The 14554-nt window shown below is 65.8% G+C and carries 14 protein-coding genes; 6 read left to right on the top strand and 8 right to left on the bottom strand.

The genetic code is table 11. The features are described from left to right. Positions 1 to 148: 148 nt before the first annotated feature. From AC3WOS_RS07610 to AC3WOS_RS07595, 4 genes are all read right to left on the bottom strand, one after another. A complete protein-coding gene (locus tag AC3WOS_RS07610; protein WP_492715277.1) occupies positions 149 to 511 on the bottom strand; it encodes a helix-turn-helix domain-containing protein in 363 nt (120 codons plus the stop codon). A gap of 163 nt (positions 512 to 674) precedes the next feature. Then, complete coding sequence (locus AC3WOS_RS07605; protein ID WP_492715276.1) at positions 675 to 986, bottom strand: hypothetical protein; 312 nt, start codon at positions 984 to 986, stop codon at positions 675 to 677. 81 nt (positions 987 to 1067) lie between these two features. Then, a complete protein-coding gene (locus AC3WOS_RS07600) occupies positions 1068 to 1433 on the bottom strand; it encodes a hypothetical protein (protein WP_492715275.1) in 366 nt (121 codons plus the stop codon). A gap of 110 nt (positions 1434 to 1543) precedes the next feature. Further along, on the bottom strand, positions 1544 to 2605 hold the full coding sequence (locus tag AC3WOS_RS07595; RefSeq protein ID WP_492715274.1) for a GlxA family transcriptional regulator: 1062 nt from the start codon (positions 2603 to 2605) through the stop codon (positions 1544 to 1546). 82 nt (positions 2606 to 2687) lie between these two features. Here AC3WOS_RS07595 and AC3WOS_RS07590 point away from each other — a divergent pair, with 82 nt between their 5' ends. After that, on the top strand, positions 2688 to 3287 hold the full coding sequence (locus tag AC3WOS_RS07590) for a DJ-1/PfpI family protein (protein WP_492715273.1): 600 nt from the start codon (positions 2688 to 2690) through the stop codon (positions 3285 to 3287). Between the two features lie 88 nt (positions 3288 to 3375). Here the strand turns inward: AC3WOS_RS07590 and AC3WOS_RS07585 are convergent, their stop codons facing one another. From AC3WOS_RS07585 to purB, 4 genes are all read right to left on the bottom strand, one after another. Continuing rightward, a complete protein-coding gene (locus tag AC3WOS_RS07585) occupies positions 3376 to 3942 on the bottom strand; it encodes a YceI family protein (protein WP_492715272.1) in 567 nt (188 codons plus the stop codon). Positions 3943 to 3975: 33 nt separating this feature from the next. Then, the gene (locus tag AC3WOS_RS07580) at positions 3976 to 4527 is read right to left on the bottom strand and encodes a YceI family protein (RefSeq protein ID WP_492715271.1); all 552 of its coding nucleotides are present in this window, start codon (positions 4525 to 4527) and stop codon (positions 3976 to 3978) included. A gap of 30 nt (positions 4528 to 4557) precedes the next feature. After that, a complete protein-coding gene (locus AC3WOS_RS07575; protein ID WP_492715270.1) occupies positions 4558 to 5082 on the bottom strand; it encodes a cytochrome b in 525 nt (174 codons plus the stop codon). 165 nt (positions 5083 to 5247) lie between these two features. Next, positions 5248 to 6624, bottom strand: coding sequence for an adenylosuccinate lyase (purB, locus tag AC3WOS_RS07570; protein ID WP_492715269.1), 1377 nt, complete (start codon positions 6622 to 6624; stop codon positions 5248 to 5250). A 269-nt stretch (positions 6625 to 6893) separates the two neighbouring features. Here purB and AC3WOS_RS07565 point away from each other — a divergent pair, with 269 nt between their 5' ends. The 5 genes from AC3WOS_RS07565 to AC3WOS_RS07545 all read left to right on the top strand — a co-directional run bounded on the left by AC3WOS_RS07565 (position 6894) and on the right by AC3WOS_RS07545 (position 14547). Further along, complete coding sequence (locus AC3WOS_RS07565; protein ID WP_492715268.1) at positions 6894 to 7502, top strand: glutathione S-transferase family protein; 609 nt, start codon at positions 6894 to 6896, stop codon at positions 7500 to 7502. 20 nt (positions 7503 to 7522) lie between these two features. Continuing rightward, positions 7523 to 8590, top strand: coding sequence for a LacI family DNA-binding transcriptional regulator (locus tag AC3WOS_RS07560; protein ID WP_492715267.1), 1068 nt, complete (start codon positions 7523 to 7525; stop codon positions 8588 to 8590). A gap of 344 nt (positions 8591 to 8934) precedes the next feature. Continuing rightward, positions 8935 to 11274 (top strand): TonB-dependent receptor, encoded by a 2340-nt coding sequence (locus tag AC3WOS_RS07555; protein WP_492715266.1) that lies wholly within the window; start codon positions 8935 to 8937, stop codon positions 11272 to 11274. A 265-nt stretch (positions 11275 to 11539) separates the two neighbouring features. Next, positions 11540 to 13432, top strand: coding sequence for an alpha-amylase family protein (locus AC3WOS_RS07550; protein ID WP_492715265.1), 1893 nt, complete (start codon positions 11540 to 11542; stop codon positions 13430 to 13432). After that, entirely contained in the window at positions 13429 to 14547 is a 1119-nt protein-coding gene (locus tag AC3WOS_RS07545; RefSeq protein ID WP_492715264.1) for a PfkB family carbohydrate kinase, read from the top strand. The genes AC3WOS_RS07550 and AC3WOS_RS07545 overlap by 4 nt, the downstream gene beginning before the upstream one ends. Positions 14548 to 14554 lie beyond the last annotated feature (7 nt).

Here is a 14554-nt window from a genome sequence, read left to right as displayed (position 1 = left end):
ATCGGCAGGGATTGTCCGTTCGTCAACCGGATATTTGAAGGGATATTTGAAGCCTGGCTGCCGCCTGCGCGTGCGGCGGCCGGCTATAGCAGGAGGAGTAGTGCCAATATCCAGACACAGACAGAGCTGGTGTTGATGCCGCGGCCGGCTACAAGGTGGCGATTTCGTCCAACAGCTGGGGATATTTCTCGACCAGTTTCAGCAGAATAGAAGCTTGGGCATTGGGACTGGAAACACCTTGCTCCCAATTGGCGATGGTTCTCACTTCGGTACGCAGGCGGCGCGCGAAGACTTGTTGGGATACGTTGAGCTTGTGCCGGAGTTGCGTCACCTCGGCTGCGGTCATCTTGGGCATCGGCTGATATTCAACCTCGACTTTCTTGAGAGTGAGTTTGTCGTTGCGCGCAGATTCAAGGGCGTCAAAACCTTCCATCAGCTCGTCAAAAAGGACCCGTTTCATCATTTTTCGTGGCTCCTGGCCTGTAAATCCTGCTGCAGTCGTCGCTTTCATAAAGTGTATCCAACTTGGATGGGTTTGGCAATTTGACGTTGGGGCTCGAAGATGCTCCATCGTAATCGTTCTGGTCTAATGGACTCGGCGCTACATCAATACCTGGAACAAAAAAAAGGACAGGGCGCGAACCCTGTCCTTTTTCGCTACGATGCTGCGGTGATTATTTTGCTGCTGGTGCTGCCGGCTCGCCAACCTTGGCCGCGTCCTTGGTCTCGGCAGTTGCCTTGGCTACCTTGTGTTGCTTCTTGACCTTGGCGTGCTTGGCGGCTGGCTTGCTGCCTTCTTCGGCGGCCGGGGTTGCCTTGGTTTCCTTGGCTTCGGTCTTGACGGCGGCCTTGGTGTCCGTCGTGGCGACCTTGGCGGCTACTGGCGCGCTGCCGGCCGTGGTGGCGCTGGCAGCTGGTGCTGGGGCCTGGGCGAAAGCGGCGGTAGCGAACAGGGTGGCGATCAGGGTGGCGATGATTTTGCTCATTTCAGTATTCCTTCAAACAGTTGTATGGGTGGGTGCTGCGTGTTCAAATCCGGTGCTGCTTGTTTGCTGCTTGTTAGCTGATTACTTGGTGATGACGGCTTCCTTGCTGGCGACCTTGCCGGCTTCTGCCGCGGCCTTGGTCTTGCCTTCTTCACCTTTCTTGTGTTCTTTGACTTCCTTCTTTTCCACCTTGGCGTCGAGCTTGGTGTCGGTCTTGGCTTCAGCCTTGACTGCCTTGGCGTCCGTTTTGGCGGCCTTCACGTCGGCTTTGGCTTCGGTCTTGGCATCCTTGGCTTCGACTTTGACGGCGGCCTTGCTGTCTTTCGCTTCGGCTTTCACCGCGACTGGGGCGCTGGTGGCGGCGGTGGTGGCGCTGGCAGTTGGCGCTTGTGCGAATGCTGCGGTTGCGAACAGGCCGGCGATCAGGGAAGCGATAATCTTGGTCATGATGTGTAATCCTTTTCTGGTTTCTGCGCCGGGACAATTCCCGTGTCATTGAGCAGAAAACGGGGCCCACCGTTGTTCAGTTGACGGCTATTACAACCTCTTACCGAGTCTTACATTCGCTTACAACCGAAGCGGGATTGATATTCGCTGGGCAGTACGCCCAGCTGCGCGGCGAAAGCGCGCCGCAGGTTGTATTCCGTGCCGTAGCCGCTCTGGCGCGCGGCCTGCTTGACCGTCATGCCGCGCTGCTCCAGCAGGCCGCAGGCCAGCTCCATGCGCAGCCGCGCCAGCAGCTGGGCCGGCGTGACGTCGGCTTCCTGGCGCAGCTTGCGGTGCAGCGTGCGCACCGACAGCGCGCAGGCGGCGGCCATCTGTTCTATGCCGATCTGCTGGCGCAGGCGCGGCCGCAGCCACGCCGTCAGCTGCGCGCCCACGCCCTGCGGCTGCGCCTGCGCCAGCAGCTCGGCGCTGAACTGGCGCTGGCCGCCGGGACGCTTGAGGAACAGCACCAGCCGCTTGGCCACCGCCAGCGCCGCCGCGTGTCCGAGATCCTCCTCGACCAGGCTCAGTGCCAGGTCCATGCCGGCGCTGATGCCGGCCGACGTGTAGAACTTGCCGTCCCTGACGTAGATCGCGTCTTCCTGCACCAGCACGGCCGGATGCTGGGCCCGCAGTTGCGCCACGTCCTGCCAATGGGTTACGGCGCGGCGTCCGTCGAGCAGGCCCGCGCGCGCCAGCGCGAAGGCGCCCGTACAGACGGCGCAGCAGCGCGCCAGTTGTCCGCTGGCGCGCGCGATCCAGCGCAGCACGGCGCCGTCCTGCCCCCGTGCGCCGCGCGCCGCCGCATCCGGCGCCAGTTCCATGCCGCGCCCGCCCGACACGATCAGGGTCGCGCCGGCCAGGCTGCGGCGCGGCAGCGGGCCGGCCAGCATCGCCATGCCCGACGACGAGGCGACGGCGCCGCCGCCCGGCGCGATCAGGTGGATGAGGTAGGGCGCCGGCAGGCCGGCGTCGCGCGCTTCGTCGTTGGCACTGGAGAAGACCTGGATCGGGCCGGTGGCGTCGAGCAGCAGGAAGCCGGGAAACACGAGCACCCAGATATCGCGGGCAGGATGGGCGGCCAGGGGTTGTCGCCGTGGCGCCCGGATGGATGTGGTGTGGTCTTTTGTCATGATGGCAGATATTCATCCATCATCGTCATTTGTGTCAACCATGGAACTGACACAATGAAGTCCTTCAACCACGGGAGTTCACATGACACGCACCATCGCCATTTATGTTTTTGACGACGTCGAGGTGCTCGACTTCGCCGGACCGTACGAAGTGTTCACCTGCGCCAGCCGGGTCAGCGCCCAGCTGACGCCCGGCGCGCCGCCGCCGTTCAAGGTGTTGACGATAGGCCGCGGCAAGGCCATGCTGCGCGCGCGGGCCGGCCTGAGCGTGTTCCCCGATGCGCAGTTCGACGATGCCCCGACTGTCGATGTGCTGATCGTGCCGGGCGGCGTGGTGACGGCGGAGCTGGACAAGCCCGACGTCATCGCCTGGATCGCCACCATGGCCGGGCGCTGCGAACTGGTGGCATCCGTCTGCACCGGCGCCCTGCTGCTGGCGCAGGGCGGCCTGCTGAACGGCAAGAGCGCCACCACCCACTGGGCCGACATCGAGCTGCTGCGCAAGATGTTCCCGCAGGTGGACGTGTGCGAACAGCGGCGCTGGGTCGACGAGGGCGGCATCGTCACCTCGGGCGGCATCTCGGCCGGCATCGACATGTCGCTGCACCTGGTGGAGCGGCTGGCCGGGCGCGCGCTGGCGCTGCGCACGGCGCGGCAAATGGAATACGACTGGCGCGATTGAGGGCTGCGGCGCGGCCGGTCCGTAAACGAAACAGCCCCCGCTGGAACCGGCATGCCGGCCCAGCGGGGGCTGTCAGGAACAAACCGGCTTATTCGGACTTGATGGCTTCGACCTGGATCGCCAGCTTCACTTCCGGCGCGAAGGTCGGGATGGCGTAGTTCAGGCCGAAATCGGTGCGCTTGAATTCGGCCGTGGCGTCGGCGCCGCACACTTCACGCTTGAAGCGCGGATGCATGATGCACTTGAACTTGTTGACCGTCAGCGTCACCGGCTTGGTCACGCCCAGCATGGTCAGTTCGCCGTCCACGCTCACCAGGTTGTCGCCGTTGAACTTGAACGACTTGCTCTTGTAGGTCACGGTGGGGAATTTGTCCACGTTGAACATGTCGGGCGACTTGGCGTGCGTGTTCATCTTTTCGAAGCCGAAGTCGATCGAGCCGGCGTCGATGGTGATGTCCATGGCGCCCGTCTTGGCCGCGCGGTCCAGCGTCACGGTGCCGCTGGTCTTGTCGAACTTGCCGCGCCAGACGGACAGGCCCATGTGGTCGGCCTCGAAGCTGGGATAGGTGTGGCTAGGGTCGATGTTGTAGGTGGCGGCAACGGCGGAGGCGGTGGACGCGGCCAGCACGGTGGCGATCAGGATCTGCAATTTCATGAAGAATAACTCCGGTACGGGTTAATTAACGAACTACTGGCCAGCGACGACGTGAAACTTGATGATAACCTCATCGGCCACCATGCTGGTATCTTTCCACTCGCCTTCGCCGATGTTGTAGGCCAGGCGCTTGATGGGCAGGGCGCCGTCGAACACTTGCCTGGCGCCGTCGGTCTTGACGGACAGGGGGAAGCTGACGTCGGTGCTCTTGCCCTTGATGGTGAGCTTGCCCGACACGGTCAGCTTGCCGGCGCCGGCGCTCTTGATGCCGCTCGAGACGAAGCTCGCTTTCGGGAACTGGGCCGAATTGAACCACTCCTTCTTCGCCACTTCCTTGTTCATGTCCGCTTCGCCCAGGTCCAGGCTGGCCGTGTCGACGTTGACGGTGGCCTTGGCCGTATCGGGGGCGGCGGCGTTGTAGTCGATGGCGATGTCGAATTTCTTGAACGGCGACTCGACCGGCACGTTCATCTGCTTGAAGGTGGCCGACACGGTGCTCTTGGCGTTGTCCGTCTTGAGCGCGGCGGCGGCGGCGCTGGCGGCCAGCGCCAGGCCCAGCAGGGAAACGAGTACGGTTTTTTTCATGGTCTTACTCCAGGGTGGATGGCGGGTGGATCAGGGCAGCATGCGCTTGAGCACATCGTCGCGGTCGACGAAGTGGTGCTTGAGCGCGGCCAGCGCATGGAGCACGACGATGCCGGCCATGGTCATGGTGAGAACATAATGGACGCTCTTTAAGACTGGCTTAAGCTCGGGATTGGGCGCGATCAGGGACGGCAGCTGCACCAGGCCCAGATACACGACGGGCACCCCGGCCGCGCAGCTGTACAAATAGCCGGAAACGGGCACGGCGAAGATCAGGAAGTACAGCAGGTAGTGCACGCCGTCGGCGGCCTTCACTTGCCAGGCGGGCATGCCGGCCGGCGGCGGCGGCGGGGTATTGGCCTTGCGCCACAGCACGCGCACGCAGGCCACCAGCAGCACCGTCACGCCCAGCCATTTATGCCAGGAGTAGTATTTGAGCTTGGTGGGGGTGATGCCGTGGATTTCCGTCATCACCAGGCCCAGGAAGAAGGCGGCGATGATCAGCAGGGCGGTCAGCCAGTGCATCAGCATGGCGGGTTTGGTATAGCGTTGCATGGGCGATCCGTGAGAAATAGTACGTGTTAGGACTAATATACCAAAGAATCGCCAGCCGTGCTGAGCGCCCAAAAATGGGCGCGAATGGGGCCGAAAAAATGGGGACGTACCCCATTTTCAAGAAAATGGGGTACGTCCCCATTTTTTCGGCCCCATTTTTTGTGCTTAGATGGCGTGGGCCAGCTGTTCGGCGATGCCGGTGTAGTTGGCCGGGGTCATGGCCAGCAGCAGGTCCTTGGCGTCCTGCGGGATGGCCAGGCCGGTGATGAACTCGCGCAGCGCTTCCTTGGAGATGCCCTTGCCGCGGGTCAGTTCCTTGAGCTGCTCGTAGGGGTTGGCGATGCCATAGCGGCGCATCACGGTCTGCACCGGCTCGGCCAGCACTTCCCAGTTGGCGTCCAGGTCGGCCGCCAGGCGGGCGTGGTTCACTTCCAGCTTGTTCAGGCCGCGCAGGCAGCTGTCATAGGCCAGCAGGGTGTAGCCGAAACCGACGCCGATGTTGCGCAGCACGGTCGAATCGGTCAGGTCGCGCTGCATGCGCGATACGGGCAGCTTTTCCGACAGGTGCTTGAGCACGGCGTTGGCCAGGCCCAGATTGCCTTCCGAGTTCTCGAAGTCGATCGGGTTGACCTTGTGCGGCATGGTGGACGAACCGATTTCGCCGGCCTTGGTCTTTTGCTTGAAGTAGCCGAGCGAGACGTAGCTCCAGATGTCGCGGTTCAGGTCCAGCAGGATGGTGTTGGCGCGGGCGAAGGCGTCGAACAGTTCGGCCATGTAGTCGTGCGGCTCGATCTGGATGGTGTAGGGGTTGAACACGAGACCGAGGCGCTGTTCGATCACGTCCTGCGAGAACGATGCCCAGTCGAAGCCGGGGTAGGCCGACAGGTGGGCGTTGTAGTTGCCCACGGCGCCGTTCATCTTGCCCAGGATTTCCACCGCTTCGATGCGCTTGACAGCGCGCTGCAGGCGGGCCACGACGTTGGCCATTTCCTTGCCCAGGGTGGTGGGGCTGGCCGTCTGGCCGTGGGTGCGCGACAGCATGGGCACGGCCGCGTTGGCGCGGGCGATCTCGGTCAGGCGGGCGATCACGCCGTGCAGGGCCGGCAGCATCACGCCGTCGCGGGCCGCCTTGAGCATCATGCCGTGCGAGGTGTTGTTGATGTCTTCCGAGGTGCAGGCGAAGTGGATGAATTCGGACGCGGCCACCAGTTCCGGCACATCCTTGACCTGTTCCTTGAGCCAGTACTCGACGGCCTTGACGTCGTGGTTGGTGACCGCTTCGATTTCCTTGATGCGGGCCGCGTCTTCCTCGGTGAAGTCGTGGGCGATCTTGTCGAGCAGCGCCATGGCATCCTGCGAGAACGGCTTGATTTCGTCGAAACCGGCCAGCGACAGCGCCTGCAGCCACGAAATCTCCACCTTGACGCGGTGGTGCATGAAGCCCGATTCGGACAGGATGGGACGCAGCTTGTCGGTCTTGGCGGCGTAGCGGCCGTCGAGTGGGGACAGGGCCGACAGCGTGGAGTAAGGAGTAGTAGTCATGGACAGGGCAGCAGAAGTTAAGAAAACCAGGAAAACGACGGTGCGCGACGGTGCGCGACGGTGCGCCATGGCGGGCCACGGGCCGGGCCGGCAGGGGCGGATACGGCCGGCAACGCAGCCAAAGCGCGCGCAAAGTGCGATTTTACCATTGGCCGGGCCGGCCCGCCTGTTGCGGCGTCGCGCCGGCTTTGCACGCCAGTGTGCGGTGTGGGCCGCCATCGCGGTGGGCCGATGCTATACTGTTACCTAATCTTCTACTCCTAGCGTCTATGAAACTCATCGGTTCCCTCGCCAGTCCTTATGTACGCAAAGTCCGTGTCGTGTTAGCGGAAAAGAAGCTCGACTACCAGTTTGAACTGGAAAATGTGTGGGCCTCCGAGACCACCATCCAGAAACTGAACCCGCTGGGCAAGGTGCCCAGCCTGGTCATGGAGGACGGCACGGTCATGATCGACTCGCGCGTGATGGTCGAGTATCTCGACACGCTCACGCCCGTGTGCAAGCTGCTGCCGCCCAACGGCCGCGAGCGGGCCGACATCAAGTGCTGGGAAGCGCTGGCCGACGGCGTGCTCGACGCCGGGGTGCTGGTGCGCCTCGAGCGCACCCTGCGTCCGCCCGAGCAGCAAAGTGCCGACTGGATCGCCCGCCAGCTGCGCAAGGTGGAGCTGGGCCTGGCGTCCATGGCCGACAAGCTGGGCGAGCAGCCCTATTGCGCCGGCATCCACTATTCGCTGGCCGACGTGGCCGTGGGCTGCTGCCTGGGCTGGCTGGCGTTCCGCTTCCCGGAAATCGAGTGGCGCGACAGCCATCCCAACCTGGCCCGCCTGCACGACAAGCTGGCCGAACGGCCTTCGTTCAAGGACACGGTGCCGCAGTAAGCCGCGCGTTCAGGCCAGCCGTGCCCAAGACCCCGCCGCCCGCCGCCGACAGCCCCAGCCCGGCGCAGCAGCAACGCCTGCAGATGGCCGACATTGCCCGTCTGGCCGGGGTGTCCACCTCGACCGTCTCGCGCGCCCTCAGCGGCAGCAAGCTGGTCAACGATGAAACCCGGGCCCGCATCATGGAGCTGGCCCGCTCGCTCAAGTACACCATCAACATCGGGGCCCAGAACCTGCGCCTCAAGCAGAACCGCACGGTGGGCGTGGTGGTGCCGTACGACTCGGCCACCCGCCAGCACCTGACCGATCCCTTCTTCCTGGCCATGCTGGGCAGTCTGGCCGACGCCCTCACCGAGCAGGGCTTCGACATGCTGGTGAGCCGGGTCGACGCCGAGCAGCTCGACGCGGCCGCCGCCCCGTTCGACACGGGCCGCGTGATCGGCGTGGTGCTGATCGGCCAGTGGCGCCATCACGACCAGCTCAACCAGCTGGCCGCCCGCCACGTGCCCATGGTGGTGTGGGGCGCGCAACTGCCCCAGCAGCTGTACTGCACCGTGGGCGGCGACAACGTGGCCGGCGGCCGCCTGGCCACGGCCCATCTGCTGCAGCAGGGCCGGCGCCGCATCGCCTTCCTGGGCGACAAGGGCTTGCCGGAAGTGGCGCAGCGCTACCAGGGCTATGCCGAGGCGCTGGCCGCGGCCGGCCTGGCGCCCGATCCCGCCTTGCAGGTCGACGTGTCGTTCCTGCCGCAAGGGGGCAGCGAAGGCGTGCTGGAACTGGGACGGCGCGCCGTCCCGTTCGACGCCGTGTTCGCCTGCAGCGACTTGCTGGCCATGACCGCCGTCAACACGCTGCGCCAGCAAGGGGTGGACGTGCCGGGCCAGGTGGCCGTGGTCGGCTACGACGATATCGAACTGTCCAGTTACTTCCATCCGCCCCTCAGTTCGGTGCGCCAGCCCATGCGCGAGGCGGGGCGGGCGCTCGTGGCTTCGCTGCTGGAGTTGACGGAAGGCCGCCCCGCGCCGTCGCGGCTGCTGCCCACGGAGCTGGTCGTGCGCGACAGCAGCGTGGCGCCGGCCGCCCGCTGACTTCCCAGGCAAGGCAATATTGTTGCGGGCTCAAGTAAATTGCAAACGATTGCAATTTGTTTGTAAATAAGCGACAGTTTTTGTGCTGCGTTGCAGCATAAAACTTGCATAGTCTCATCTAATAAGCCAGTAAAAATCGTGATTTCATAGAGCGAAGGCTTGCCGTTGATTGCCGTAATTGCATGTTGCGCCGCTTCATTGCAATCGATTGCAATAAATCCGCAATCGAGGAATAATGGCGCACCTGCTCAGCAATTCAGCACCATCACAACCGGCCCAACAGGTTGCGCTGCATGCGAGTCCCAACCGCCGCCAAGACGCGGTGCATAACACTGGAGGAGATTATGGAAACATCGAAAATCAAACTGAGCGGCATGGCCGCCGCCGTCGCCCTGGCCATGCTGCAACTGGGCGCCGCCCACGCCCAGCAGGCCGCCGCCCCGTCGGATGCCGCCACCCCGTCGGACGCCGCCGCGCCGGCCGCCGCCGCCGCCCGGCCGGCCGACGGCCTGAACCTGGAACGCATCGTCGTCACCGGCACCACCGGCGGCTCGTCCAAGATGAAGTCCAGCCTCTCCATCAGTACCATGGACCCGGACGCCATCAAGCAGTCCGTGCCCACCAGCGCGGCCGAAGTGCTGCGTTCCGTGCCGGGCGTGCGCTCGGAATCGTCGGGTGGTGAAGGCAACGCCAACATCACCGTGCGCGGCGTGCCCATCTCGGCCGGCGGCGCGCGCTACGTGCAGATCCAGGAAGACGGCTTGCCCGTGCTGCAGTCGGGCGACTTCAACTTCATCACCCCCGACAGCTACGTGAAAATCGACGGTACGCTGGACCACCTGGAAGTGGTGCGCGGCGGCTCGGCCTCCACCCTGGCCACCAACTCGCCGGGCGGCATCATCAACTTCATCAGCAAGACGGGCGAGGAGAAGGGCGGCCATGTCGGCATCAGCCGCGGCCTGGGCTACGACGAAACCCGCTACGACTTCGACTACGGCGCCCCCATCTCGGACAAGACCCGCTTCTTCATCGGCGGCCACTACCGCAGCGGCGAAGGCATCCGCAACACGGGGCTGAGCACGGAAAGCGGCGGCCAGATCCGCGGCAATCTCACCCATGAGCTGGACAATGGTTTCATCCGCATCTCGTTCAAGCACCTGGACGACAAGTCGCCCACGGCGCTGCCGGTGCCGGTGCGCGTGGTCAACCAGCAGGTCACGGAAATTGCCGGCCTCGATCCGCGCAAGGTCAGCTTCTACTCGCCATACTGGGTGCGCGACGTGGTGCTCGACAAGAACAACAACCCCGTCTCCACCAACGTGAACGACGGCCTGCATGTGAAGAGCGACGCGCTGGGGCTGGAAGGCTCGTTCGACCTGGGCGGCGGCTGGACCCTGAGCGACAAGTTCCGCAAGGCCAGCAACAGCGGCCGCTTCGCCGGCGTGTTCCCGGCCGATAACGGCACCATGGGCAGCTATGTGTTTGCCACCGGCCCCAACAAGGGCAAGGCCTACGACGGGCTGGCCATCCATGCCGTCGTGTTCAACACCTCCATCGACGACGCCGGCAACACCCTCAACGATACCAAGCTGTCCAAGACCTACACGCTGGCCGGCGGCGGCAAGCTGACGGGCACGGCCGGCCTGTACGCCTCGACCCAGCAGCTGGGCCTGACGTGGAACTTCAACCAGTACCTGCTGCAGGCCACGGGCGACAAGCCGGCCCTGCTGCAAACGGCCAGCGCCACGCCCGGCTATGTGGGCCCGGCCTGGGGCGGCTGCTGCATGCGCGCCGTCGACATGGAGTACAAGCTGACCTCGCCCTACCTGAACGTGGGCTACGAACAGGGCCCGCTCAACGTGGACGCCAGCGTGCGCCAGGATCGGCAGCGCGCCAGCGGCACGGCCAACATCGCCACCGGCGGCCTGCATTACGACGCGGCCACTACCCAGATGGTGGACTACAAGATCAACCATAATTCGTACTCGGTGGGCGGCAACTACCGGCTGACCAAGGACCTGGCCCTGTTTGCCCGCGTCAGCGACGGCGTGGCCTTCAATGCGGACCGCATCCTGTTCGGCACCCCGCTCGACGGCACGGCGCCCATCAACATCAACACCGTCAAGCAGCTCGAAGGCGGCCTCAAATGGCGGCGCGGCGGCGTGAGCACCTTCGTCACGCTGTTCCAGGCCAAGACGAATGAGACCAACTACGAAGCGACCACCCAGAAGAGCACGGCCAACAGCTATGACGCCAAGGGCGTGGAACTGGAAGCGGCCTACAACGCGGGCGACTTTCGCATCAATGGCGGCCTCACCTACACCGACGCCAAGATCACCGGCACCGCGCCTGGCGACGTGGCCGTGATCGGCAACACCCCGCGCCGCCAGGCCAAGGTGGTGTACCAGCTGGCCCCGACCTACACCTGGAACGACCTGACGCTGGGCGCCAGCGTGATCGGCACCGGCAAGTCGTGGGCCGACGACGCCCACACCATCGTCATGCCGGCTTACCAGGTGGTCAACGCCTTCGTGAACTACCAGCTGTCGCCACAGGCCGTGTTGACGCTCAGCGCCAACAACCTGCTCGACAAGATCGGCTACACGGAAGTGGAGGGCGACGGCCATGCGGCGCGCTCCATCACGGGCCGCTCCGTCAAGCTGAGCCTGAGCTACGCGTTCTAAGCGGACGATTGCGGGCAACCGCGGGCGCCCCCGGCGCGGCAGGCCGCGGGCCCTGCCGCGCGCGCAAAAATGGGGTACGTCCCCATTTTTGTCCCCGAAGCCGGCTTAGAGGTCCTTTAACTTAAGGGCATTACCTTCTAAGCCGGCGATTGCGGGCGACCGCGGGCGCCCCCGGGCGCGTGGATTCGTCACGCCGTACTTCACGTAGTTCTTTACGCAGTACTTAAATTAACGGCACCAGTATTTTTTCTTCTTTTTGCGCACCATGACAATTACCCTCACTCCCGCCGAACGTCTGCTGGCCGCGTTGCCCGGCCCCGTGCAGCCGGCCGCCGCGCGCCGCCTGGCGGCGCACGAACCGGCCCTGCGCCGGCTGCTGGCCGGCCTGTACGGCGGCCACGCCGGCTTCGACGCCTGGCTGGGCGACCTGATGGACCAGCTGGGCCGGCTGTACGCGGCCCGCCCGGAACCGCTGCGCCAGCTCGACGCGGCGCGCGCGCAACAGCCGGACTGGTTCCTCAGCCAGCGCATGCTCGGCTACTGCGCCTACGTGCAGAACTTCGGCGGCGACCTGCAAGGCGTGGCGCAGCAGATTCCGCACCTGCAGGCGCTGGGGGTGAGCTATCTGCACCTGCTGCCCTTCCTGCGCGCGCGCGCCGGCGAGAATGACGGCGGCTTTGCCGTGGCCAGCTTCGACGAAGTGGAGCCCGCGCTGGGCAGCAATGCCGACCTGGAAGCGCTGACGGCGCAGCTGCGCGAGGCAGGCATCAGCCTGTGCTCCGACTTCATCCTCAATCACGTGGCGGACGACCATGCATGGGCGCAGGGTGCGCGCGCGGGCGACGCCAGCCTGCGCGCCATGTTCCATGTGTTCCCCGACCGCGCCATGCCGGACCGCTACGAGCGCACGCTGGGCCAGGTGTTCCCCCAGGTCGCGCCGGGCAACTTCAGCCAGGTGCCGGAGCTGGATGGCTGGGTCTGGACCACCTTCTACCCTTACCAGTGGGACCTGAACTACGCCAACCCGGCCGTGTTCGCGGCCATGGCGGCGGCCATGCTGCGCCTGGCCAACCGCGGCGTGGAAGTGTTCCGCCTCGATTCCACCGCCTTCCTGTGGAAGCGCGAAGGCAGCAACTGCATGAATCAGCCGGAAGCGCACCAGCTGCTGCAGGCCCTGCGCGCCATCGTCGACATCGTGGCGCCCGGCGTGCTGCTCAAGGCCGAGGCCATCGTGCCCACGCGCGAACTGCCGGCCTATTTCGGCCAGGCCGACGCGCCCGAATGCCACATCGCCTACCACAGCAGCCTGATGGCAGCCGGCTGGGCCGCGCTGGCCGAGCAGGACGCCAGCCTGCTGCGTACGGTGGCCGCCAACACGCCGGCCCTGCCGCCGGCGGCCAGCTGGCTCAGTTACGTGCGCTGCCACGATGACATCGGCTGGAATGTGCTGCGCGCGGAAGCGGGCGCGGACGGGCAAGACCCGAACGCCCGGCTGGCCCGCGTGGCCCAGTTCTTCGCCGGCGCCAACGGCAGTTATGCGCGCGGCGCCGCCTTCCAGAGCAGCGATCCGAACGCGGCCCACGGCAGCAACGGCATGGCCGCCTCGCTGGCCGGGCTGGAGGCGGCCGACAGCGCCGCCGAGCGCGAACTGGCGCTGCGCCGCGTGCTGCTGCTGCATGGCCTGGCGCTCAGCTTCGGCGCGCTGCCCGTGCTGTACATGGGCGACGAGCTGGCCCAGACCAACGACTACGGCTACACGGACCGTCCGCAGCATGCCATGGACAGCCGCTGGTTGCAGCGCCCCCGCTTCGACCGCGAACGCTGGAGCGCCCGCCACGACGCCGGTACCATCCCGGGCCGCATGTATGGCGCCCTGCGCCAGCTGGTGCTGCAGCGGCGCCGTTACGACGCGCTGGCCGCCGGCGCGCCGCGCACCGTGCTCGATGCGGGCCACCCGGCCGTGCTGGCGCTGGCCCGCGGCCCGCGCCTGCTGGCGCTGATGAATTTCTCCGGACAGGAGCACACGGTGGCGCTGGACGGCGTCTGGACCTGCTGCCAGGATAGCCGCATACTGGCCGGGGCGGCGACGCTGGAACCGTGGGCCATGCTCTGGCTGGAGCGGCCCGCCGGGCAGGCGCCGACGGAGCAGGTGGCATGAGTACCGACATAGATACCGGCATGAACACCGGCATGAACACCGGCATGAACACCGGCGCAGGCACCGCGCAGGCCGGAGCGGCCCGCCGGCCGGCCATGGACGGCGTACGCGGCATCGACGCCGCACAACGAACGGATGGAGCAGATGACATGAACGATGCAGGCGCAATCGCAGTCTTTGGTGAAGCCCTGGTGGACGATTTCGTCACCGGGCAGGTGGTGGGCGGCGCGCCGTTCAACATGGCGCGCCACCTGGCCGCCTTCGGCGCGGCCACGCTGATGATCACCCGCATCGGGCAGGACGCGAACGGCGCCGCCGTGCGCGCCGAGTTCTCCCATTTCGGCATGACGCAGGCCGGCCTGCAGGTCGATCCCGTCAAGCCCACGGGCCGGGTGGTGGTCGAGCGCAACGGCGATGGCCACCGCTTCATCATCCAGCCCGACCAGGCCTACGACTACATCGAGCCGGCGCCCGCGCTGGCGGCGTTGCAGGCGGCCCATCCCGGCACGCTGTATTTCGGCACGCTGGCCCAGCGCAGCAGCGGTTCGCGCGGCACGCTGCAGGCGCTGCTGGGCGCCACCCGCGCGCAGCGCTACCTGGACCTGAACGTGCGCGAAGGCCAGGTAACGGAGCGCTGCGTGTACGAATCGTTGCACCAGGCCGACATCGTCAAGGTCAACGAGGAAGAACTGCAAGCCCTGTTCGACTGGTACACCCACGACCGGCCCGGCACGGCCGACGCCAACAGCGCGGCGCTGCAGGCAGCCTGCGGCAGGCTGCTGCGCACCTTCTCGCTGCAGGGCCTGATCGTCACGCTGGGGCCGCGCGGCGCCGTCTATTTCGACGCGGACGGCGGCGTCACGGTCAGCCGCTCCGCGCCGCTGCCGGCGCCGCTGGTGGACACGGTGGGGGCGGGCGACGCCTTCTCGGCCGTGTTCCTGCACGGCCGCGCGCAAGGCTGGCCGCTGGCCGATACGCTGGCGCGCGCCAACGCCTTCGCCGGCGCCATCTGCGGCATCGCGGGCGCCGTGCCGCAGGACCTGGCCTTCTATGCACCGTGGCTGGCACGCTGGCAAGCCGGCGCCTGGCAGCTGGCTACCTCCGCTGCATCCTGAACGGGGA

It is taken from the genome of Rugamonas sp. FW305-51 (assembly GCF_058786935.1).
This window is presented reverse-complemented; position numbering and strand designations above follow the sequence as displayed.

What these genes read in the sequence shown, in the direction of transcription:
- AC3WOS_RS07610 (WP_492715277.1), bottom strand. Translation starts at nt 511, where the DNA reads ATGAAAGCGACGACTGCAGCAGGATTTACAGGCCAGGAGCCACGAAAA.
- AC3WOS_RS07600 (WP_492715275.1), bottom strand. Translation starts at nt 1,433, where the DNA reads ATGACCAAGATTATCGCTTCCCTGATCGCCGGCCTGTTCGCAACCGCA.
- AC3WOS_RS07590 (WP_492715273.1), top strand. Translation starts at nt 2,688, where the DNA reads ATGACACGCACCATCGCCATTTATGTTTTTGACGACGTCGAGGTGCTC.
- AC3WOS_RS07585 (WP_492715272.1), bottom strand. Translation starts at nt 3,942, where the DNA reads ATGAAATTGCAGATCCTGATCGCCACCGTGCTGGCCGCGTCCACCGCC.
- AC3WOS_RS07550 (WP_492715265.1), top strand. Translation starts at nt 11,540, where the DNA reads ATGACAATTACCCTCACTCCCGCCGAACGTCTGCTGGCCGCGTTGCCC.
- AC3WOS_RS07555 (WP_492715266.1), top strand. Translation starts at nt 8,935, where the DNA reads ATGGAAACATCGAAAATCAAACTGAGCGGCATGGCCGCCGCCGTCGCC.
- AC3WOS_RS07595 (WP_492715274.1), bottom strand. Translation starts at nt 2,605, where the DNA reads ATGACAAAAGACCACACCACATCCATCCGGGCGCCACGGCGACAACCC.
- AC3WOS_RS07605 (WP_492715276.1), bottom strand. Translation starts at nt 986, where the DNA reads ATGAGCAAAATCATCGCCACCCTGATCGCCACCCTGTTCGCTACCGCC.
- AC3WOS_RS07580 (WP_492715271.1), bottom strand. Translation starts at nt 4,527, where the DNA reads ATGAAAAAAACCGTACTCGTTTCCCTGCTGGGCCTGGCGCTGGCCGCC.
- AC3WOS_RS07565 (WP_492715268.1), top strand. Translation starts at nt 6,894, where the DNA reads ATGAAACTCATCGGTTCCCTCGCCAGTCCTTATGTACGCAAAGTCCGT.
- AC3WOS_RS07545 (WP_492715264.1), top strand. Translation starts at nt 13,429, where the DNA reads ATGAGTACCGACATAGATACCGGCATGAACACCGGCATGAACACCGGC.
- AC3WOS_RS07575 (WP_492715270.1), bottom strand. Translation starts at nt 5,082, where the DNA reads ATGCAACGCTATACCAAACCCGCCATGCTGATGCACTGGCTGACCGCC.
- purB (WP_492715269.1), bottom strand. Translation starts at nt 6,624, where the DNA reads ATGACTACTACTCCTTACTCCACGCTGTCGGCCCTGTCCCCACTCGAC.